This window comes from Undibacterium sp. Tian12W (genome assembly GCF_049339405.1).
Lineage (GTDB): Bacteria > Pseudomonadota > Gammaproteobacteria > Burkholderiales > Burkholderiaceae_D > Undibacterium.
The window spans coordinates 1-20888 of the sequence record NZ_JBMPPK010000042.1 but is presented as its reverse complement, the minus strand read 5'-3'; the positions used below and the strand labels follow the sequence as shown (position 1 = coordinate 20888).

The 20888-nt window shown below is 50.3% G+C and carries 16 protein-coding genes; 4 read left to right on the top strand and 12 right to left on the bottom strand.

The window, feature by feature from the left end; all coding sequences use genetic code 11:
- Positions 1 to 463: 463 nt before the first annotated feature.
- The 8 genes from ACO0LI_RS29850 to ACO0LI_RS29815 all read right to left on the bottom strand — a co-directional run bounded on the left by ACO0LI_RS29850 (position 464) and on the right by ACO0LI_RS29815 (position 9689).
- Entirely contained in the window at positions 464 to 1189 is a 726-nt protein-coding gene (locus tag ACO0LI_RS29850) for an amino acid ABC transporter ATP-binding protein (RefSeq protein WP_422954486.1), read from the bottom strand.
- A 20-nt stretch (positions 1190 to 1209) separates the two neighbouring features.
- On the bottom strand, positions 1210 to 1899 hold the full coding sequence (locus ACO0LI_RS29845) for an amino acid ABC transporter permease (RefSeq protein ID WP_423037493.1): 690 nt from the start codon (positions 1897 to 1899) through the stop codon (positions 1210 to 1212).
- Positions 1900 to 1901: 2 nt separating this feature from the next.
- The gene (locus tag ACO0LI_RS29840; protein ID WP_422954484.1) at positions 1902 to 2654 is read right to left on the bottom strand and encodes an amino acid ABC transporter permease; all 753 of its coding nucleotides are present in this window, start codon (positions 2652 to 2654) and stop codon (positions 1902 to 1904) included.
- A 119-nt stretch (positions 2655 to 2773) separates the two neighbouring features.
- On the bottom strand, positions 2774 to 3724 hold the full coding sequence (locus ACO0LI_RS29835) for a transporter substrate-binding domain-containing protein (protein WP_422954483.1): 951 nt from the start codon (positions 3722 to 3724) through the stop codon (positions 2774 to 2776).
- 204 nt (positions 3725 to 3928) lie between these two features.
- The gene (locus ACO0LI_RS29830; RefSeq protein ID WP_422954482.1) at positions 3929 to 4825 is read right to left on the bottom strand and encodes an amino acid ABC transporter substrate-binding protein; all 897 of its coding nucleotides are present in this window, start codon (positions 4823 to 4825) and stop codon (positions 3929 to 3931) included.
- Positions 4826 to 5257: 432 nt separating this feature from the next.
- Complete coding sequence (locus ACO0LI_RS29825) at positions 5258 to 6544, bottom strand: Glu/Leu/Phe/Val family dehydrogenase (RefSeq protein ID WP_423032038.1); 1287 nt, start codon at positions 6542 to 6544, stop codon at positions 5258 to 5260.
- Between the two features lie 282 nt (positions 6545 to 6826).
- Entirely contained in the window at positions 6827 to 7798 is a 972-nt protein-coding gene (locus tag ACO0LI_RS29820; RefSeq protein ID WP_423037491.1) for a LysR family transcriptional regulator, read from the bottom strand.
- Between the two features lies 1 nt (position 7799).
- Positions 7800 to 9689: an ABCB family ABC transporter ATP-binding protein/permease gene (locus tag ACO0LI_RS29815; RefSeq protein WP_423037489.1), complete on the bottom strand. Its 1890-nt coding sequence runs from the start codon at positions 9687 to 9689 to the stop codon at positions 7800 to 7802.
- A 273-nt stretch (positions 9690 to 9962) separates the two neighbouring features.
- Here ACO0LI_RS29815 and ACO0LI_RS29810 point away from each other — a divergent pair, with 273 nt between their 5' ends.
- Positions 9963 to 10643: an acetyltransferase gene (locus tag ACO0LI_RS29810; RefSeq protein WP_423037487.1), complete on the top strand. Its 681-nt coding sequence runs from the start codon at positions 9963 to 9965 to the stop codon at positions 10641 to 10643.
- On the opposite strand, the gene ACO0LI_RS29805 is transcribed toward ACO0LI_RS29810, so the two are convergent.
- Positions 10618 to 12267, bottom strand: a complete 1650-nt coding sequence (locus ACO0LI_RS29805; RefSeq protein WP_423037485.1) for a glycosyltransferase — start codon at positions 12265 to 12267, stop codon at positions 10618 to 10620. The two genes, ACO0LI_RS29810 and ACO0LI_RS29805, sit on opposite strands and share 26 nt — an antisense overlap.
- Positions 12268 to 12416: 149 nt before the next feature.
- On the opposite strand from ACO0LI_RS29805, the gene ACO0LI_RS29800 reads away from it, so the two are divergent.
- Complete coding sequence (locus ACO0LI_RS29800; RefSeq protein WP_422954476.1) at positions 12417 to 12836, top strand: acyl-CoA thioesterase; 420 nt, start codon at positions 12417 to 12419, stop codon at positions 12834 to 12836.
- An 8-nt stretch (positions 12837 to 12844) separates the two neighbouring features.
- On the top strand, positions 12845 to 14422 hold the full coding sequence (locus ACO0LI_RS29795) for an alkaline phosphatase D family protein (RefSeq protein ID WP_423037483.1): 1578 nt from the start codon (positions 12845 to 12847) through the stop codon (positions 14420 to 14422).
- Positions 14423 to 14492: 70 nt separating this feature from the next.
- Here the strand turns inward: ACO0LI_RS29795 and ACO0LI_RS29790 are convergent, their stop codons facing one another.
- From ACO0LI_RS29790 to ACO0LI_RS29780, 3 genes are all read right to left on the bottom strand, one after another.
- Positions 14493 to 16169, bottom strand: a complete 1677-nt coding sequence (locus tag ACO0LI_RS29790; RefSeq protein WP_423037481.1) for a long-chain fatty acid--CoA ligase — start codon at positions 16167 to 16169, stop codon at positions 14493 to 14495.
- A 363-nt stretch (positions 16170 to 16532) separates the two neighbouring features.
- The gene (locus tag ACO0LI_RS29785) at positions 16533 to 18647 is read right to left on the bottom strand and encodes a molybdopterin-containing oxidoreductase family protein (RefSeq protein ID WP_423037479.1); all 2115 of its coding nucleotides are present in this window, start codon (positions 18645 to 18647) and stop codon (positions 16533 to 16535) included.
- Between the two features lie 159 nt (positions 18648 to 18806).
- Positions 18807 to 19724 carry an NAD(P)-dependent oxidoreductase gene (locus ACO0LI_RS29780; RefSeq protein ID WP_423037477.1) on the bottom strand — a complete coding sequence of 306 codons (918 nt, stop codon included), beginning with the start codon at positions 19722 to 19724 and terminating at the stop codon, positions 18807 to 18809.
- Positions 19725 to 19871: 147 nt separating this feature from the next.
- On the opposite strand from ACO0LI_RS29780, the gene ACO0LI_RS29775 reads away from it, so the two are divergent.
- Entirely contained in the window at positions 19872 to 20411 is a 540-nt protein-coding gene (locus ACO0LI_RS29775; RefSeq protein WP_422954515.1) for an acyloxyacyl hydrolase, read from the top strand.
- Positions 20412 to 20888 lie beyond the last annotated feature (477 nt).

Below are 20888 nucleotides of genomic sequence, written 5' to 3'. Positions count from 1 at the left end.
TCTGCTTGTTTGGAGAAGCTGTCGGCGATTTGGTTCAGTGTGAAACCTTGAGCCATCCAGTAAGCCAGACCATTTGGGTCTGCTGGGCGGTTGAAGTATGCGATGTAAAGCTTTTGGATATCAGCTGCTGAGTTGGCCATTGCGTGTTGTCCTGTTTATTAATTGTTATTGATAAATTGTTCTTGATAAATTGTTCTTAATGCGAAGATAAAATAATCAAGTGACTGTCTGTCACTGTGTCAGTGCATTTTTTAGCGATGAAAGATTAGCACGGCAGGACTCTTTTACCTGTGACGGAAATCACAATTCCCACTGTTTTACAGAGAGCAAGCCCATAAAATGAAAGCAGCCCTGAATTCAGGGCTGCTTTTCAAATCAAACATCAAACCAGAGGGCAAATTTCAAGCAAATGCCATGATGCAATGTATTGAAAGTCAGGTATTAACCAGGTATTAACCAGGTATTAGTGGATGATTTTATTCAGGAAGTCACGGGCACGTTCCGAGCGGGCATTGTTAAAGAATTCATCCTTGGAACAATCTTCGACGATCGCGCCTTTATCCATAAACACGATGCGATTTGCGACTTTCTTGGCAAAGCCCATTTCATGCGTAACCACCATCATGGTCATGCCTTCTTGCGCCAGGCCTACCATGACATCCAGCACTTCATTGATCATTTCAGGATCAAGCGCAGAAGTTGGTTCATCGAACAGCATGGCGATCGGGTCCATGGACAAGGCGCGGGCAATCGCTACACGCTGTTGCTGACCACCGGACAACTGACCAGGGAATTTGTCTTTCTGGGCAATCAGACCGACGCGGTCAAGGTATTTAAGACCACGCTCAGTCGCTTCTTCTTCTGAACGTCCGAGCACTTTGACCTGGCCGATAGTCAGGTTCTGGCGTATCGACAGATGCGGGAACAACTCAAAGTTCTGGAACACCATGCCTATGCGTGCGCGCAATTTGGACAAATTGGTTTTAGGGTCGCCAACAGAAACACCCTCTACCGTGATCTCACCTTTCTGGAAAGGCTCAAGGCCATTGACGGTCTTGATCAGAGTGGATTTACCAGAACCGGAAGGGCCGCAAACAACCACGACTTCACCCTTGGACACTTCGGTCGTGCAGTCAGTCAACACCTGGAACTGACCATACCATTTACTGACATTATTCAATTTAATCATTTCAAATCTCCACAATATTCTTAACGTATGATCGCCACTTTTGCTTGCAACCTCTTCACGAGCGCGGACAAGCCAAAGCACATGATGAAATAAACAACCGCTGCGAAGGAATACATTTCCACCAGACGGCCATCACGCTGTGCCACTTTGGCTGCAGAGCCAAAAAAGTCAGGAATGGACAAGATCGATACCAGCGACACGTCCTGGAACAAAACGATGGTTTGGGTAAACAATATAGGGATCATATTGCGGAATGCCTGAGGCAAGACAATATTACCCATGGTTTGCCAGTAGTTCATGCCCATGGCATAACCAGCCCAGATCTGGCCACGCGGTATGGACTGTATGCCTGAACGCATGATCTCGCAGTAATAAGCTGCCTCAAACATGACAAAGGTGATCAGGCAAGAAGAAAAAGCACCCACGGCCACAGGCTCATTTGAACCAATTACCCAGGCACCGATATAAGGCACCAGGAAATAAAACCAGAACAGCACCAATACCAGAGGTATAGAGCGCATCAGGTTGACATAACCGGAGGCGAACAGATTGATCAGCTTGTTGCTGGACAAACGCATCATCGCCAATAAAGTACCGATGATGATACCGCCTGTCATTGCCAGGAAGGTCAGCTTCAGTGTGAACACCATGCCGGTCTGGAACAGATACACCCAGGAACGCTGAATGACATCAAAATCAAAATTACCCATGTTTAGTGCCCTCCACTATTGGCTGAACCAGAAGTAATGAAACCTGGTACGCGCAGTTTCTTTTCCAACAAATTCGACATCAGGATCGCAATCACAGACACGATCAAATAGATGATGGTGGCAGCACTGAAAGCCTCAAAAGTCTTAAAAGACATTTCTTGCATGGAACGTGTACTTGCCATCAGTTCTATCAAACCTATGGACAAAGCCACCGAACTGTTTTTGATGATCGCCGCCACTTCATTGATCAATGAAGGAATAATGATGCGAAATGCCATCGGCAACAGCACATAGCGGTAAGTTTGTGGCAGTGTCAAACCCAGTGCTGTCCCCGCCATTTTCTGACCACGTGGCAGAGCATTGATACCCGTTGATACCTGTACCGCCACCCTGGCTGAAGTAAAAAACCCCAGGCTCAGTACTGCCGTGACGAAAGGTGCATTCGGTAATTGTTTAAGTGCCGTGCCCCATGCTTCAGGCAAGACTTCAGGGAAGACAAAGTACCAGAGAAACATTTGCACGATCAGTGGAATGTTCCTGAATAATTCCACATAGGCATTTGCCAGCCTGACTACCCATTTGTTTGGCGCTGTGCGCAATGTTCCTATCACCAGGCCCAATGCCAAAGCAATCATCCAGCCCAGACCCGCTGTCGCCAGCGTCCATTTCAGGCCAGAAATCAGGGACTCAAGATAGGTCCCCATTCCATCGGGCGCGGTGTCCCAAAAGATATTCCAATTCCAGTTGTAATTCATATTCTCCTCCTGTACAGCGCTTTGCGTCCGCTTTGACAAGGCCAGTTATTGCCTGCCTTGTAAAAGAAAACGGGAGGTGCATCCCCCCGTTTTATCGGACTACCTTGCCTTGCTAAGTTTTATTTTTTCTTTTTGTTCAATACGGCTTTTTGAGCCTCTGGAACAACAGCATAAGCAGAAGGTTCACCTGAATCAGTAGGCTTGGCGGCCACTGCCTTGAGCTGGTCAGACATAGGCCAGTTCAAAGCGATACCTTTAGGTGGGATAGGTTGCATGAACCATTTATGGTAGATGCGGTTAACATCACCCGAAGTCAGTACATTGCCTATCGCTGTATCAACTACTTTCTTGAATGGAGCATCGTCTTTACGCAGCATGATGCCATATGGCTCAACCGACAGTGCTTCCTTGCTGATTTCATAGTCAGCTGGATTTTTTGAGTTGGATACTTGTGACGCCAACAGGATATCATCCATGACCCATGCGACTGCACGGCCAGTTTCTACCATCAGGAAAGCTTCTGCATGATCTTTGGCTGGCAAAATATTGATGCCCAGGTTCTGGTCTGCATTCAGCTGTGTCAGCTGTTTCAGGTTGGAAGTACCGGAAGTCGATACCACAGCCTTGCCTTTGAGGTCAGCCAGAGTTTTGATGTTAGAAGATTTTTTAGACAGAATACGGTTGGCTGTCACAAAAGTGGTCGGTGCAAAACCCACCTGTTTTTGACGCTCTACGTTATTGGTTGTAGAACCGCATTCCAGATCAATCGTGCCATTGGCCATCAAAGGAATACGGGTAGCAGAAGTCACCGGATTCATTTTGACGTTCAGGGAAGACAAACCCAGTTGTTTTTGTACCGCTGTCACAATTTTCATGCACAGGTCGATGGAATAACCTTGATAAGACTGCTTATCGTCCAGGTAAGAAAAAGGGTTGGAGGAATCACGCACGCCCAGGGTGATGGTTCCTGTATCCTTGATTTTTTTCAGCGTACCAGTTTCCTGCGCCTGTGCTGCACCAGCTACCAGACCAGCGCCAACCAAAGCTACCAACAATTTCGAAAATTTCATACTGTCTCCAAAAAGTTAAATCAAAAAATCATGGCTTTGAGTTTAACAAAAACCCTCAGCAAATTACCGTTTTTTTCAGTCGGTTTAATACGTATTACTACTTATATGTTGCTAAAAAATTAGACAGCCATCACTGCTAACAGATCAGATAAATTCCACCACCGCAATACTCTCCCTACCTGCTGGCAAACACGGAACCACCTGTTAATCCGCAACCTTGTCCGTAGGGAAGCGGATATTGTCACGCAACAGGAAATTCATCGGCATGTTCAGGTTTGCCCCTTTTGGGGGCACAGGCTTACGAAACCACTTGTCATACAGTTTGGTGACTTCGCCATCACTCATCAAGCGCGCCATTTCACGGTCCAGCAGATTCTTGAATGCAGGATCATCCTTGCGCAGCATGATGGCATACGGCTCGGTAGATAATGAATCACCTACCACAACGAACTTGCTGGGGTCTTTGGCATTGGCGCGTTGCCCGTACAAGAGCACGTCATCAACGGTAAAGGCATCTGCTGCACCACTCTCTACCATGCCGAAGGACTCATTATGATCAGCACCTTCCAGCAATTTCAAATCCAGGCCCCTGACCTTGTCACGGTCATTAAGCAGCTTGACGGTCGTCGTCCCCTTGGAGGTCACGACTTTTTTACCCTTGAGATCAGTCCAGTTTTTGATACCGGAATCAGTCCGGACTATCATTTTTGCGGTAGCAAAGAAATGTGGAATAGTGAAGGCGACCTGCTTGCGGCGCTCGGCATTATTGGTGGTGGAGCCGCATTCCAGATCAGCCTTGCCCTCAGCAATGGCAGGAATACGTGTGCTGCCCGTCACCAGAACATAATTCACGTTGAGTTGGGGCAGCTTGAGTTCTTTTTTAATCGCATCGACCAGCTTCAGACAAATGTCCATGGAATAGCCGATGGGCTTCTTGTCATCACCAAGATAAGAAAATGGAAAAGACGCTTCACGGTGCGCGATGGTCATCGTGTGCGTCTCTTTGATGCGTGCAAGGGTATCCGCGGCTAATGAAAGCGAGGAGCACAGGACCAGCGCACAGGGCAAGCCAGCCTTTACTATCCATTTCGAAACTTTCATATGATCCCCCTTTGAACTTAATTCAGGATGGTAATGATAAAGCCCAACAAAATTCAACAGAAAAATTCACATTTAACAAAATATTATTCGGGTTTTTTGACAATTCACTCTTGCAAAGATTTCAAAAACAAGTATGCAATTATTGTTCCATACTCTTGCACCACCTTAACCGGATTAAACTAAGCCTTGATGACACTGATATATTCAACTGCAGCACATGCGTTGAGCTGCCCCACATGTCCTTACCACGCCCTCACTCAATAAACCGCCTCAGTAAACTGGCTTTATACGAAATCAAACGAAATAAATGCGTATGCGACGCAAATATGGCCTTTCTTTAGCCAAATCCACATCGCATCACGCCTAGTTCGCATGATTGATCACCTATCCACCTATCAGCATAGGTGATCAATAGCTTATTACAATTCCAGATTATGGATACAGGCCGCGAACTTCACGTGCCTGCAACACTCTGGAGCAACCGATGATAAATGCTGCTGTACGCAAGGAGACGTTTTTGTCTTCTGTCACCTGCCATACAGAATTAAAAGCTTCCTTCATGATGCGGGTCAGACGCTGGTTGATTTCATCTTCAGACCAGAAATAGCTGGAGAAATCCTGTACCCATTCAAAATAAGACACGGTTACACCGCCGGCATTGGCGATCACGTCTGGTACCACCAATACACCTTTGTCGCGCAAAATGTCATCTGCTTCTGGTGTGGTCGGGCCATTCGCGCCTTCGAGAATGATTTTGGCGCGGATCTGGTCAGCGTTTTTCAGCGTGATCTGTTGTTCCAATGCTGCCGGGATCATGATATCGCAGTTCACGGCCCAGAACTCATCATTTGGCAAAACAGCTTCTATGCCTTCAAAACCGGCAACACTGCCTTTGGCTGCCACATGATCCAGCAGTTTGTTGACATCAAAACCATTCGAATGGAAGATCGTGCCACCGTGATCTTGCACAGCCACAATCTTGGCACCTGCTTCTGCGAACAAACGGGCAGCGATACCACCTACATTACCAAAACCCTGCACGGCAATTTTTGCACCGGCAATGCTCATGCCACGCTTGGCTGCAGCTTCGCTACCGACCACGAATACACCACGGCCAGTCGCTTCACGACGGCCCAGGCTACCACCTAGGGAGATAGGCTTGCCTGTGACGACGCCAGTAGCAGTACGGCCTTCATTCATGGAATAGGTATCCATCATCCATGCCATGGTTTGCTCATTGGTGTTCACGTCTGGTGCCGGGATGTCTTTGTCCGGGCCAATGATGATGCCGATTTCAGAGGTGTAACGACGCGTCATGCGCATCAGTTCGCCGCGTGACAAGGTTTTTGGATCAACGCGGATACCACCTTTTGCACCACCGTAAGGCACGTTCACTGCAGAGTTCTTGATCGTCATCCAGGCAGACAAAGCCATCACTTCTGACAGCGTCACATCCTGATGGAAACGCACACCACCCTTGCCCGGGCCACGGGAAGTATTGTGCTGTACACGGTAACCTTCGAAATGGGAAATGCTGCCGTCATCACGTTCGATAGGCACGTCAACGATGAGGATACGCTTGGGGCGCTTCAGGGTTTCTACCCAGCGCGACAGATGGCCAAGGTAAGGAGTAACACGATCAATTTGCTCAAGGTAAACTGACCAAGGACCGGTCTCAGTCGGGGTAAGATAAGACGGTATCTGGTGCTGGGTGGACATTATATGACCTCTTGAATTTGGTTTGAACTGGTTTGCAAATCTTGCATTTTCAGACAGGTCTTTCACCCGTGCTGAAAGCAGACGCATAGTAGTCTTTTCGCTTTGAGATCAGCCAATGCTTTGTTTGCATGTATCTATGCATGAAATGCATAACCATGTAGTGGCCTTATGATATGTTCGGCCTGATGCCCTGGCCCGCTACCGTACTCCCCTCTTGATGTTTTCAATTTGGCAAACCCGTGAAGAATCCGCGCTGAATCCAAGCAGAATCCGCACAGAAGATTAACTACTGCGGCGGCTCTTTCCTTGCCGGTTTTTACTCTGGCTCTCCTCGGTCTGCAATTGTTCCAGATATTCCCACAAACGCGAAACGATGGCCTTGCCCGGTCTTTGTATGGATGGTCGTTCACGGTACAGGCGGATTTCCATATTCACTTCCCAGGCACCACTGCCATCATCGGCGCGGGCCAGCTGCTTTTGCTTGACTTCGCGGGTCACGGCAGACTCAGGCAAAAAAGCCACGCCACGGCCTTCCAGCGCCATCATTTTCAGGCCTTCTGCCATATCGGTTTCATAGCATTTTTCTAGATGCAAAGGCTGGCGGGTGTCATTCAAAATCAGATCTACCATGCGACCCAGATAGGCATTGTTGGCATAGGCCAAAAAGGGTAATGGTGTTTTTTCTGTCCCTGGCAAACGCAATTCAGGCACGCCATGTTTGTCGCAACGCGTGTAGGCGCGCACAGTCTCTGTGCCCATGCTGATCATGTCGTACTGACTGCTGTCAAGCAAGAGTGGCTGGCGCGGATGGTGATAGCAGAGCATGAGATCACAACCACCTTCCACAAGGGTCATGACGGCATCATGCACATTCAACGCCAGCAGGCGGCTGTTGATTTCACCAAAGGCCTGATCCAGGCCTGTCAGCCAGCGCGGCACATAAGTCAGCGACAAGGTATGCGGGACAGCAAAATCCACCGTGGTTTGCGTGGTAGTGCGCTTGCCGCGCAACAGCGCGCGGGCATTATTGATTTGCCCCAGCATGGCAATGGCTTGCTCGTAAAAAACTTCACCCGCATGTGTCAGCCTTGTCGGGTAAGAAGTGCGGTCTATCAGGTCGCTGCCCAGCCAGGCTTCCAGCGATTGTATGCGGCGCGAAAAAGCCGGTTGCGTCACGTGGCGCAATTCTGCAGAGCGGCTAAAGCTGTTGGTCTCTGCCAGGGATACAAAATCTTCCAGCCACTTGGTTTCCATTTTATGCGCTCACGAGTTCAATTTCATCGGCTTCGTCATCATCTTCAGCCATATCCTTTTTCTTGCTTTGCTGCCTTTCCCACATGCGCGCATAAGCACCGTGCAGAGCCAGCAAATCATGATGGGTGCCGCGTTCTATGATGTGGCCTTTGTCCATGACCAGTATCTGCTGCGCATCGACAATCGTCGATAATCTGTGGGCGATGACGAGACTGGTGCGGCTGCGCGCGATGTCTTTCAATTGTGCCTGTATCAATTGCTCGGACTGAGAATCAAGTGCTGATGTGGCTTCATCAAAAATCAGGATGGACGGATTCTTCAACAAGGTGCGCGCAATCGCCACGCGCTGTTTTTCACCGCCTGATAATTTCAGACCGCGCTCACCAACCATGCTGTCATAACCATCCGGCAGCGACTCGATAAAATCATGGATATAGGCAGCCTTGGCAACCGCAATAATCTCTTCTTTACTCGCCCCCGGTTTGCCATAGGCGATGTTGTATTCTATGGTGTCATTGAACAGCACTGTGTCTTGCGGCACGATGCCTATTGCCGCCCTGACCGAGGCCTGTGTGACGTTGCGCAAATCCTGTCCATCGATGGAAATATGGCCGGACTGAATATCGTAAAAACGGAATAGCAAACGTGACAATGTCGATTTGCCAGAGCCGCTATGGCCGACCACCGCAGTGGTCGTGCCGGGGGCAATCGTAAAATCTACATCAAACAAAATCTGGCGCTTTTCTTCATAGCTGAAATTCACATGCTGGAAGCGTATTTCTGCACCATTTTTATGGTGCACCTGCAGCGCTTGTGCAGCGGCATCATCAGCCACTTCGCGGTTCTGGTCGAGCAGGGAAAACAGCCTTTCCATATCCGCCAGGCTTTGCTTGATTTCACGGTACAAGACACCCAGAAAATTCAGGGGAATATACAGTTGTATCATGAAGGCATTTACCAGCACCAGGTCACCCAGGCTCATGGTGCCATCGATGACGCCCTGGGTTGCGCGCCACAGTATCAGGGTCACGGCAGTGGCGATGATCATCGATTGCCCGGTGTTCAGCAAGAACAGGCTGCTTTGCGATTTGACGGCAGCTGTTTCAAAACTTTTCAGGCCTACGTCATAACGCTGGGCTTCGTATTCTTCATTGCCAAAATACTTTACCGTTTCATAGTTGAGCAGCGAATCAATGGCCTTGGTGTGTGCCTTGGAATCAAGCTCATTCATGGTACGGCGAAAATGCGTGCGCCATTCGGTCACGACAATGGTGAATACAATATAGGTCACCAGTGCCGTCGCGGTAATCACACTGAACCATTTATCGTAATGGGTACTCAGATAAATCAGGACCAGGGTAATTTCCAGCAAGGTAGGAACGATGCTGAACAGGGCATAAGAAATCAATGAGGATATCGCCCTGGTACCGCGCTCAATATCGCGTGTAACGCCACCGGTTTGCCGATTCAGGTGGAAGCGCAAAGACAGGGCATGCAGGTGGCGAAACACTTGCAAGGCTATCGTGCGCACTGCCCTTTGCGTGACTTTGGCAAACACGAACTCGCGTAATTCTGTGAACAGTGTAGTCGATAAGCGCAGTGCACCATAGGCGATCAGCAATGCCACTGGCAGGACCATGACAGCGGCCGGATGAGCGGGGCTGATGGTCATGCTATCGACCAGCTTTTTCAAGATCAGTGGCACACCAACATTGGCCAGTTTGGCCGATACCAGAAAAGTCAGTGCCAGCAAAACCCGCCACTTATAGGCCCACAGATACGGCAGCAGGGTTTTGACGGTGGACCAGTCGCCGCGCTGGGCAGGATTGCCAACCGGAGCAGAGGAAGAAGGATTACTGACAGGATTACGAACGGATTCTCGGCGTCGCATTAAAGATGTACTCGTATGAAGGTTGAATGGGCTTGTCAGAACTGACACGGCCAGTACTGACGTAAATTGGCAATTCAACAAAATCGCCTCAGTATCTGGCAGGCGACAGAGAGAACAACACATCATGCAAAAACTGCATAAGGAAAATTATAGGCCATAAATCAGATGTTCATCGGCCACTGCTCTCTGGCTATCGTACAATTTACATTTCGTCACCACCACGCAGGTATACTGTGGCGGGAATGCTCCACGTACAAAGCGACAAGACTCAATATGAACAAGAATAAACTCGTGATTTTTGGCAGCAGCAATATTTTGTCTGACTTGTTTGATTGCGCCCTGGCCCTGAGCCTCACTGTATCGAAAATTGTTTTGCATTTGCCAGAAACACCAGGCGAGCGCGACATCCCCCTGCAAGACCGGATAACCGGATGGGCACAATGTGGCGCGACACCTGAAATCATCAATCTGGCTGATTTCATCCCTGCTGAGGATGAACTGTATCTGCTAGGGCCGACCACTCCCACCCGTAATGCACTGGAGCAGGACATCCTGCAGCACCATGCTGGCCTGGAATTCCATACCCTGATACACCCGCGTGCCTTTGTATCACCATTGGCAACACTGTCGCCTGGTGTATTTGTTGGTGCGAATAGCGTGATAGGCCCCGGTGCCGTACTGGGTCGCCATGTCTTTGTGAACCGGGGTGTCACCATAGGGCACGATACCCATATTGGTGCTTTTTCGCGGGTACAGCCAGGCAGCAATGTCGGTGGATTATCGCGCATAGGGCATAGCGTCACTGTCGCTATCGGTGCGACCCTGATAGAACGCCTGCGCATAGGCGAGCACGCCTTTATCGGTGCTGGCGCTGTCGTAATCAGCGATGTTGATGCGGGTGCGCTGATGGTCGGCAACCCTGCCAGATTCAAGAAGTCTGTGCTGCCATCCTGAGATGAAAACGCTGTAAAGCCAGCTCGCAAGCCCCCCGCAAACTGGCGGCCGCCTTGCTCAAATCCAGGTAATCATCAAAGTGCTTTTGCATGGCCTGACCTGCGCTTTTCCTGGCATCAGGATTGTTTAACCACAATATCAGCGTCTGGAAATATTCCTGCAAGTTTGCCTGTGCCGCATTACCCAATTTATCTCCACCGTCCGAGCCCTGTAAACTCAGTGCTGGCAAGCCCAGGGCCATTGCTTCTGCGACGGCAAAACCACCGCCCATCATGGGTGGGTTGATATAGATATCGCTGCATGCCAGGTATTTGACAGCATCTGCACAAAAGGCGATACAGCCTACCTGCTCCGCACTTGCTGCCTGCAAGGCTGTCGGCATGGCACCATTGCCACCTATGATCAGCCACTGCACCTGGGGATGTTCATGCAATACTTGTAGCATGGCCCTGGCCCATGCACCCTGTATCCTTGATTCACTTTCATTGACGAGCGTGATCAGTAGCAATTTGTCTTGTGCCAGCCCCAGAGATGCGCGTGTGTGATTGCTCTTGATCTCTGGTCTTTGCACACGATAAGAGTGGTAGTAAGCCTGGCTGGCTGGGAAGGCAGCGCTCCATTGCGAAGCCTGCAGGTGATGCAAGTCTTGTTGCGCGGTCAACCATACATCGGCGGGTGACATCGGCGACAGGGAGTTGATACCCAGACTAAGTACCGGGCGTGCCGGATAAGTTGCTGCCGCCAACCCTGCATACAAACCAACAAACATGATCAGGTCAGGATCAAATGCGGCAAGCGAACCCAGCAGGCTTTTCCATCTTTGCAGCAGCGAAAAACGTGTATCACCGGTCATGACTTGCCCGCCCTGCCCCAGGTATTTATCCCATCCAGCAGTCACGAATTGCGGCTCGGGTGTATAGGAATGGCTGCCGAGATAATGCTTGAAGTCTGGCCCCAGCATTTCTTGCGCTGAATACAGCACGACTTCATAACCAAGCTGACGCAGGTTTTCTGCCTGCTGCAAGGCCATCAAGGTAGGTGGGTGCTTAATATTGCTGACAAAGGGTGCGATCAGGGCTACCTTGCGAACTTCGTTGATGACACGCAGTTTCAACACCTGCGCGGGTTGCACCTGCTGCCATATCCACGAGTTAAGACTGGCGGCAATCGCAGGCAGGGCCAGTTCCTGTAGCCTTTGCTGAAAAGCCTGACGCCCAGGAATATCGAGCAAGACTCTTTGCCAGCTGTATTGCAAAAACGTGACCATGCGGTCGGCATCAAAGGGTTGCAGACTCAGGGCAATTTGTCCGGCCTGTTGCAAATATTCTGGCCTGCCAGTCAGCATGTCGAGGAAAGTAGCACGGTAAAACCCGGGCAAGCCGCTGGCAGTGACATTCGCCAGCAGGAATTGCTCGAGCTGCAGCGTCAGCGCCGGAGTAGCATGACGGCGCATCAAATCGACCATCTGGTGCCAGCAATGGCTGGCTGTAGGGTTGGCTACCGTGCGCAAGACTACATCGTCGAGCAGTCTTAATTCTTCGTGTTTTACTTCCATTGCCTGTTCTTTATGTTTTCCCACCAAAATCGGCGGCCGTGCCAGCCAGTCTGCTCTATTCTGGCTCATGAAATTACTACATTGTCATCAACTTCACAATATATCACCCTGTAAGTCGCTGGCAAGCCACTTGCTTTGCTCAGTCTGCATTAAATCTGGTTTAAGATTTGCCTGACCACCTTCTACTCATCCTACTCATTCTATTCTGCAAAATTATTATGACTGAACAAATTTCCAACGGCTTGCCAGCCCACATGCCCACCCTCAGGGTCATGCCCATGCCTGCTGATGCCAATGTGCATGGCGACGTATTTGGCGGCTGGATCATGTCACAGGTCGATATTGCCGGCGCCATCCCTGCGGCACGCCGGGCCAATGGCCGTGTTGCCACCATCGCAGTAAATTCTTTCTTGTTCAAGCAACCGGTATTCGTTGGCGACCTGTTGTCGTTTTATGCAGAAGTCGTCAAGGTCGGCAATACTTCGATCACGGTATCGGTAGAAGTCTATGCCGAGCGTAACCGCTTGCAGGCTTCGACCGTCAAAGTCACTGAAGCAACGCTGACTTATGTTGCCACAGGCAATGACCGCAAACCGCGCCAGATTCCGCCACTGGAAGAAATCACCAAGGTGGGCTGAGCATTGGTATGAAGTTATCACGCCGTTCGTTTTTACAGCAGTCCCTGCAATTCACTACTTTTGCTGCACTGTCCCAGGCTTTTCCCGGTTTTGCCGCCGAGCGCAGCAGTGTTTATCCTTTCAGCCTTGGGGTAGCCTCAGGCTCGCCGCGGCATGACAGCGTAGTCTTGTGGACACGCCTGCTGCCTGAGCCACTGAATGCAGCCGCCCTGCCCGCCATCCCCTATAAACTGCGCTGGGAAATTGCCGAGGACGAGCAATTCAACCGCATTGCCGGCAAAGGTGAAACCCATGCCTTGCCTGAACTCGCGCATAGCGTGCATGTGGATGTCACTGGCCTGCTGCCAAATCGCTGGTACTGGTACCGCTTCACGCTGGGCGATGCAGTCAGCCCGGTAGGCCGCACTCATACGGCACCGGCGGCCGATGCATTGAACGTCAATCTGCGGTTGGCCGTGGCGTCTTGCCAGCACTGGGAGTTTGGTGAATATGCGGCGCACCGGCATATTGCTGCCAGCAATCCTGATCTGGTGGCATTTCTGGGAGATTATATTTATGAGTGGGGGCCTTATGACTTGCGCCACCCTGGCAAGCCGCGCAACCGTGATATAGAGAGTTTCAGCCTGGCTGATTACCGTGCCCGTTATGCACAGTACAAGACCGATCCGCAATTGCAGGCTGCCCATCATGCAGCACCATGGATAGTCACCTGGGACGATCACGAGATCGCCAACGATTACGCGAATGACAGGGACGAACGTCTGGACGTAAACTTCATGCTGCGCCGTGCAGCTGCCTACCAGGCATTTTATGAGCATATGCCGGTACGTCTGCATGCTGGCCATACCGACTTCGTCAATATGCGTATTTATGAACGGTACGACTGGGGCAGGCTGGCGCGCTTCCATGTACTCGACAGCAGGCAATACCGCTCGCACCAGGTGTGTGCCAAGCCTGGCCGCGGTGGTTCGAATTCTGTCACCAATGCAGAATGCAGTGAGCGACTCGACCCAAGCCATACCATGCTGGGCATGGAACAGGAGAGATGGCTGGCACGCGGCTTTGCCAGTTCAACTGCGAAATGGAATATGCTGACCCAGCAAACACTGATGGCGCAATCTAGCCAGACTGTCGTCAATCAGGATGGTGATGGCAAATTCTGGACCGATGGCTGGGACGGTTATCCCCTTGCCCGCCAACGCCTGATGGATGACCTGCAAAAGCACAAGCCTGCAAATCCTGTCGTGATTTCTGGTGATGTCCATACCTTTTATGCAGCTAATCTGAAGCGCGATTTTTACAGCAAGGCATCTGCCAGCAACCCCATACTGGCGACAGAATTTTGCGGCACGTCGGTGACCTCAAGCTCACGCCCGCAAGAGCGCACTGAGCAATATGTGGCACAAAACCCGCATATCAAATATGGCCGCAGTGAAAAACGTGGATTCATGCTGCTTGATCTTTCACCGACCAGGATACAGACACATTTCCTGGCGCTGGATGATGTGGCGAAAGCAGATTCCGGTATTTCCACACTCAGGAGTTTTGTTGTTGAAGATGGCAGAACGGGTGTGGTCGTCGCGTAGTTGCCAAGCTAAGGTGTGCAATAAAAAAAGGAAGGCAATGCCTTCCTTTTTAGTATCAAGAGCGAGGTGCTCAGGCCTTTTTCTCGTCACGCAATTCGCGACGCAAAATCTTGCCCACATTAGTCTTAGGCAACTCGGTACGGAACTCGATGTACTTTGGTTTCTTGTAACCAGTGAATTGTTCCTTGCAATAATCCATGAGCTGATCGACTGTCAATGCTGGATCTTTGCGCACGACAAACAATTTCACCGCTTCACCAGAATTTTCATCCGGCACACCAACGCAGGCACACTCCAGCACGCCTGGATGCATGACGATGACTTCTTCAATTTCATTAGGATAGACATTGAAACCAGATACCAGGATCATGTCTTTCTTGCGATCGACAATCTTGGTATAACCGCGTTCATCCATGATGCCAACGTCACCGGTTTTAAAGAAACCATCTACCGTCATGACCTTGGCAGTTTCTTCAGGACGGTTCCAGTAACCAGCCATGACTTGCGGACCACGGATGGCAATTTCACCGCGTTCACCCAAAGCAACCGGGTTGCCATCATCATCCAGGATGGCTATTTCTGTAGAAGGAATAGGCATGCCTATGGTGCCGGAAAATACCTTGGTATCAGCCGGGTTGGCAGTGGCAACAGGTGAAGTCTCGGACAAGCCATAGCCTTCGGCAATGGCGCAGCCAGTGGTTGCCAGCCATTTGTCGGCCACGGCTTTTTGCACGGCCATGCCACCGCCACTGCATATCTCATAACCTGAGAAATCCAGTGCAGCAAAGCCTGAATTGTTCAGCAAGCCGTTATACAGGGTATTTACCGCAGGGAAAATATTCACTCTGTATTTACCCAGTTCCTTGATGAAGCCAGGAATATCACGCGGATTGGGTATCAACAAATTCAAGGCACCGATGCGGGTACCAAGCAGGCTGCAGACAGTCAGCGCAAAGATGTGGTACAGCGGCAAGGCACAAACGATGACTTTCTGTTCATCGGTGTGACCGGCCATGCTGGGTGACAGCCAGGCATCGTTTTGCAGGATGTTGGCAACGACATTTTTATGTGAGAGCGTCGCACCTTTGGAGACACCGGTAGTGCCGCCGGTATATTGCAGGAAGGCCACATCATCATGTGTAGTCGTCACAGGTGTGAAACGAGTACCTGCAGCCTCGGACATCACTTTATTGAAGCGGATAGCATTCGGCAAGGAAAATGCCGGTACCATTTTTTTGACATGGCGCACGACAAAATTGACGATAGTTCCTTTCAAACCGCCCAGCATTTCGCCCATATTGGCAACAACGATATGCTTGATTGCGGTTTTGCTGAGTACCTGTTCCAGTGTGGTGGCAAAGTTTTCGAGTATGAAAATGGCTTCTGCACCAGAGTCCTTGAGTTGATGCTCAAGCTCACGCGGGGTATATAGCGGGTTGACGTTAACCACGGTGTAACCGGCACGCAGAACCGCCGCCATGACAACAGGATATTGCAAGACATTTGGCATCATGATGGCAACGCGTGCGCCTTTTTTCAGGCCCTTGCTTTGCAACCAGCCGGCCAGTTGCCTGGACATGGTATCGAGCTGGCCATAGGTAATACGCTTGTCCATACAGGCATAGGCATCACGCGCAGCATACTTCTGAAATGACTCGTCCAGCATTTGCACCAGGGATTGATACTGGTTGATATCAATTTCTGCCGGTACACCTGCAGGATAGTTTTTCAGCCAAATTTTATCCATATCTTCTCCGTCTCCTGTGATTGTTGTTTTATGCCTTTGCCTTGCACATCTTGCTTTGCATATTTCATCACGCATCATCAAGCATAATTACGCAGCTCGCGATAATACAAAGACAAGTATGAAAGACATGGGTTTCCTAGTTTCGATGCTATCGGCTAAGTTCGGCTAAAGCAAGCGATTTAAAGCTTACTTGAAAGCATCCTCTAGGTGAATTCCGCAGTGCAACAAATTCGGTTTGAAATAATTTAGACTGTTTTTGATATGCAACAACACCTGCCCGTCACAAGTGTGACAGGCTGTTTTCCGGTGGTTTTTTTAAATGGTGATTATTGTGATGAGGGTGCTGATGGTGATGAGGTTAAATCAGGCTGCGGTAGTTGCTATGGCAGTTGGTGCTGGTATGCACTTTTCAACTTGCACCAGCAAATCATAGAAAGTGGGGCCACCGCCCATGTCGGTCAGGCGCTGGCTGGTAACTTCATTGGCATTCTTGTGGTCATCCGCAAGTTTTTTCCACCAGATCGACAAGCCCACCACCAGGCCCGGCCTGGCTTTGTCAGTGACGCGGGCAACTGCTTCAAAACTGCCCCTGTCATTGAATATCCTCAACTTGTCGCCCTGGACAATATGGCGGCTGCTGGCATCTTGCGGATGTATGTCCAGATGCGGTTCACCCTCGGTATCACGCAGGCTTTGCACATTGACGAAGGTGGAATTCAAAAAGTTGCGGGCAGGTGGAGATATCATGGCCAGCGGGTAGCGTGCTGCCAGTTCTGCATTCGATGCAACTGATTCATAGGGAGCGATGTAAGCGGGCAAAGGGTCCAGCCCATCGCGCTTCATGGTCTCGCTATAAAACTCGCATTTACCGGATGGTGTACCAAAGCCGCCATTGGCAAACGGCGCGTCTGCTACCTTCAGTTTTGCCCAACCGGTTTTCTTTAATGAAGACCAGTCGAAGTGCACGGCATGTGCATGATTTTTATTGAAGGCCAGTGCGGCGATATCATCATCGCTGTCTACAAAACAGGCATCGTCAAAACCCATGGCCCTGGCAATCAAACGGAAAATCTCGGTATTCGGTTTGGCTTCACCAAGAGGAGTAATCGCAGGATTATTCGCCATCATGTACAGATGGCCATAGGTGCTATGAATGTCCGTGTGTTCCAGTTGTGTCGTCGCTGGGAGCAAGATGTCAGCATAGTCTGCGGTATCAGTCTGGAAGTGTTCCATCACCACTGTGAACAGGTCATCACGCGCAAAGGCTTGTGCGACTTTGGAAGACTCAGGCGCGATGGCGACAGGGTTGGAGTTATAGACGATCACCGCCCCAACTTTGGGGCCAAATTCTGCCGAGGCTTCACGCAATAAGTCATCACCTATGGTGCTCATATTGATGGTGCGGCGAGGGAAACCTTCGGGGAATAAATCCGGTCTTTGCAAGGCTGCCGTATTTTTGGGGAAGGCATCTGACATCGACAATTGCGTGCCGCCAGCAGCATGACGCCAGGCACCTGTCAGCGCAGGCAGGCAGGCGATATTGCGCACTGACATGCCGCCACCATGCACCCTTTGCACGCCATAGTTCATGCGTATCATACTAGCTTCACCACGCTTGCCGCATTCGCCATATTCTTTGGCGAGTTGAACGACTTCATCGGCGCTGATACCGCATACCTCAGCGACGCGCTCTGGTGTCCATTCTGCAACCCGTTCACGCAATTGTTCAAAGCCCAGGGTATGTTCTGCGATGTAATCATGATCGAGCAAGTCTTCACGTATTAGGACATGCATGAGACCGAGCGCCAGGGCAGAATCAGTACCCGGCAACAGGGCAATATGCTGATGGCATTTTTCAGCAGTCAGTGAACGGTAAGGATCAATCGCGATCAGCTTTGCACCATTGCGCTTGGCCTCTTGCACGCGCATCCAGAAATGCAAATTAGAGGCTATAGGATTGCCGCCCCACATGATAATCAGTTTGGCATTCTGGGTATGTTCTATGTCAGCGCCCTGCCGCGTACCTACCGTATATTTATAGCCAACACCACCTGCTGTCGCACATATCGTGCGGTCCAAAAATGAAGCACCAATCTTGTTGAAGAAGCGCATTGCTATGCTCTCGCCCTGCACCAGGCCCATGGTGCCAGCATAACTATAGGGCAGAATGGACAGAGGATTACTGGCAGCCAGCGGCTTGAGTTTTTCAGCGATGGTCGCAATCGCTTCTTCCCAGGTGATACGGACAAACTTGCCCTCACCTTTTTTACCTATGCGTTTTTGTGGATAAAGCAGACGGTCAGCATGGTAAGTACGTTCTGTATAACGCGATACCTTGGTACACAGTACGCCCGCTGTCGTCGGATGCAAGGGATCACCCTTGACTGAAGTAGCGACGCCGTTTTCTACTGTCACGTGCAGGGCACATGTGTCGGGGCAATCATGCGGGCATACGGCTTTGACGATATTGCTGCTCATAGTAATCCTGGTTCAGTTATTTACTTACTACTGTGTTGCTTCTTCACTTAGTACTGCATCAAGCATTGCGCCCGTCTATTGCATCTATCTTATTCCAGAGTCTGTTATGGCTACCGATACACAAATGCTGTTTTTCTGCGCATCAGCAAAGATTCATTCCTACTCTGGCAATATATCCTGCTTGTCACTCAAGCGCTTACCCGGATTCTTATGTTCCAGTGCCAGCAAAGCCGCAGAATGATCAGCATGCGGATAAACGGGCAGCAAGCTGCGATAGACATCCGTCACCAGTTTGGTGATCGGCAAATCAACGCCCGCATGCTTTGCAGCGATCAGGATATTTTCCATATCCTTGGCCTGGCTTTTGACCTGCCCACCAGGCATGAAAGTCCTGTCCAGCATGCGCTGACCATGCACTTCCAGTATACGGCTCTCGGCAAATCCACCTCGCAATGCCTGGCGAACCGCTGCGGGATCGGCACCACCTGCCTGTGCCAGCAATAAAGCCTCGGCCACGATATTAATTGTTGCGCCAACTATCAGTTGATTACAGAGTTTGGCCAGTTGCCCTGTACCTGGGCCACCCACGCGTTGTGCCTTGCCCATGGCAGACAATACCTGTACCGCCGCTAGATAATCTGCTTCTTCCGCACCCGCCATGATGGCCAGGCTGCCCGCTTCCGCACCAATGACACCGCCAGAAACTGGCGCATCAATAAAATGCACACCCTGTGTTTGCAGCAAGGCATGCAACGCTTGTGCCTGCGATTGCTGTATGGAACTCATATCGATAACGATACTCCCGGCGCGCAAGGCTGGCAGGATTTGTGCGATCACACCTGCCACAGCGCCGCCATCTTCCAGCATGGTAATCACGATATCCGCATGGGATTGCTGGACTGCCAGCAAGGCCGTTTCGGCCACGATACCGCCATCTGCTGTGAGCGCTTCTGCTTTTGCGCGGGTACGGTTCCATACTGTCACTGGATACCCTGCAAGTAACAAGCGGCGCGCCATGGGCTTACCCATTAAACCAGTGCCCAGAAAAGCGATATTTGTTTCAGATACTGTCTTCACACTGATCCTTTAATGCGGATATGATGGTCGGAACTTAATTGTAAACGCTAGCTCTTAGCAGCGCATTGCAAGACATTGCTACAATAGGGGCTGCGGTTTTATATTAGTGTCCCATTGATTCCTTATTTTCACCTGAAAGCCCTTTTTATGCGCCTGCGTATCTCATCTTTAATTGCCGTTGCCGTCACTGCCATGTGCGCCAGTTCATCCGTATTCGCCATTGATACTGTTTCTCTGGAATTTGCCACTGGAAATAAAACCAAGATGCTGCGCCTTGGCTTGCAATCCGCCTGGTCCAACCAATGGTTTTCCTCCAATGGCACACACGTCGGCGGCTACTGGGACTATACCCTTGCGCAATGGCGTGGCAGTAATTTCGAAGGCAAGGGCGGCACACAGAATTTGGCAGATATAGGCGTTACTCCCGTCTTCCGCTTTCAAAATGATAGCAAAAAAGGTGTTTATGGCGAAGCCGGCATAGGCTTGCACATGCTGTCAGAAATCTATGACAACAACAGCCGCCATTTTTCGACCAACTTCCAGTTCGGTGACCATATCGGCGTCGGTTATGTCACCAAAGACGGCTGGGATTTGAGCTTCAAGATCCAGCATTATTCAAATGGTGGCGTTAAACATCCAAATCCTGGTGTGAATTTTGCGGTGTTGAAGGCTGGGTACGCATTCTAAGTAACTATACGCAATTTGCATTTGCTAAATAAAAAGGAGCGTAAGCTCCTTTTTTATTGTCTATAAGTTCGTGATTCATGTCCGGTATGAGTAACCAGCATGGTCATGCGAATCCTCTTCATCTCCGACATCATCAGTCGTATCAGGACTAAGGCTTGTTTTTCTGCACATACTTTATTAGCTCATAAGCGAACATCCCTCCTAATCCACGAAAGCCGCTGGAACACCAGCCCGGTAGCCTCCTGCCTGCGCAGGAGCGACGATATTAAGTTTTCACGTTGAAATACGCGCATGCGGACGCAAAGATTTGAGCGACAGCTTCAACAATGATAGTGATTCTGGCAGCCAGTCGCATAGGTTGCAAGAGCGTTGCCCTCAAATTCGTCGCTCCAGCGCAGGCTGGAGCCCAGTGTCGTTCGCTGGTGAGCCGTGCCGGTGATCAAGAGAGAGAATAAGTGATCAGACGGTGGTGCGCAC

Coding starts and splice junctions, on each gene's coding strand:
- ACO0LI_RS29795 (WP_423037483.1), top strand. CDS start 12,845: ATGAAGTTATCACGCCGTTCGTTTTTACAGCAGTCCCTGCAATTCACT.
- ACO0LI_RS29850 (WP_422954486.1), bottom strand. CDS start 1,189: ATGATTAAATTGAATAATGTCAGTAAATGGTATGGTCAGTTCCAGGTG.
- ACO0LI_RS29830 (WP_422954482.1), bottom strand. CDS start 4,825: ATGAAAGTTTCGAAATGGATAGTAAAGGCTGGCTTGCCCTGTGCGCTG.
- ACO0LI_RS29825 (WP_423032038.1), bottom strand. CDS start 6,544: ATGTCCACCCAGCACCAGATACCGTCTTATCTTACCCCGACTGAGACC.
- ACO0LI_RS29800 (WP_422954476.1), top strand. CDS start 12,417: ATGACTGAACAAATTTCCAACGGCTTGCCAGCCCACATGCCCACCCTC.
- ACO0LI_RS29815 (WP_423037489.1), bottom strand. CDS start 9,689: ATGCGACGCCGAGAATCCGTTCGTAATCCTGTCAGTAATCCTTCTTCC.
- ACO0LI_RS29810 (WP_423037487.1), top strand. CDS start 9,963: ATGAACAAGAATAAACTCGTGATTTTTGGCAGCAGCAATATTTTGTCT.
- ACO0LI_RS29775 (WP_422954515.1), top strand. CDS start 19,872: ATGCGCCTGCGTATCTCATCTTTAATTGCCGTTGCCGTCACTGCCATG.
- ACO0LI_RS29805 (WP_423037485.1), bottom strand. CDS start 12,267: ATGAGCCAGAATAGAGCAGACTGGCTGGCACGGCCGCCGATTTTGGTG.
- ACO0LI_RS29845 (WP_423037493.1), bottom strand. CDS start 1,899: ATGGGTAATTTTGATTTTGATGTCATTCAGCGTTCCTGGGTGTATCTG.
- ACO0LI_RS29820 (WP_423037491.1), bottom strand. CDS start 7,798: ATGGAAACCAAGTGGCTGGAAGATTTTGTATCCCTGGCAGAGACCAAC.
- ACO0LI_RS29840 (WP_422954484.1), bottom strand. CDS start 2,654: ATGAATTACAACTGGAATTGGAATATCTTTTGGGACACCGCGCCCGAT.
- ACO0LI_RS29785 (WP_423037479.1), bottom strand. CDS start 18,647: ATGAGCAGCAATATCGTCAAAGCCGTATGCCCGCATGATTGCCCCGAC.
- ACO0LI_RS29835 (WP_422954483.1), bottom strand. CDS start 3,724: ATGAAATTTTCGAAATTGTTGGTAGCTTTGGTTGGCGCTGGTCTGGTA.
- ACO0LI_RS29790 (WP_423037481.1), bottom strand. CDS start 16,169: ATGGATAAAATTTGGCTGAAAAACTATCCTGCAGGTGTACCGGCAGAA.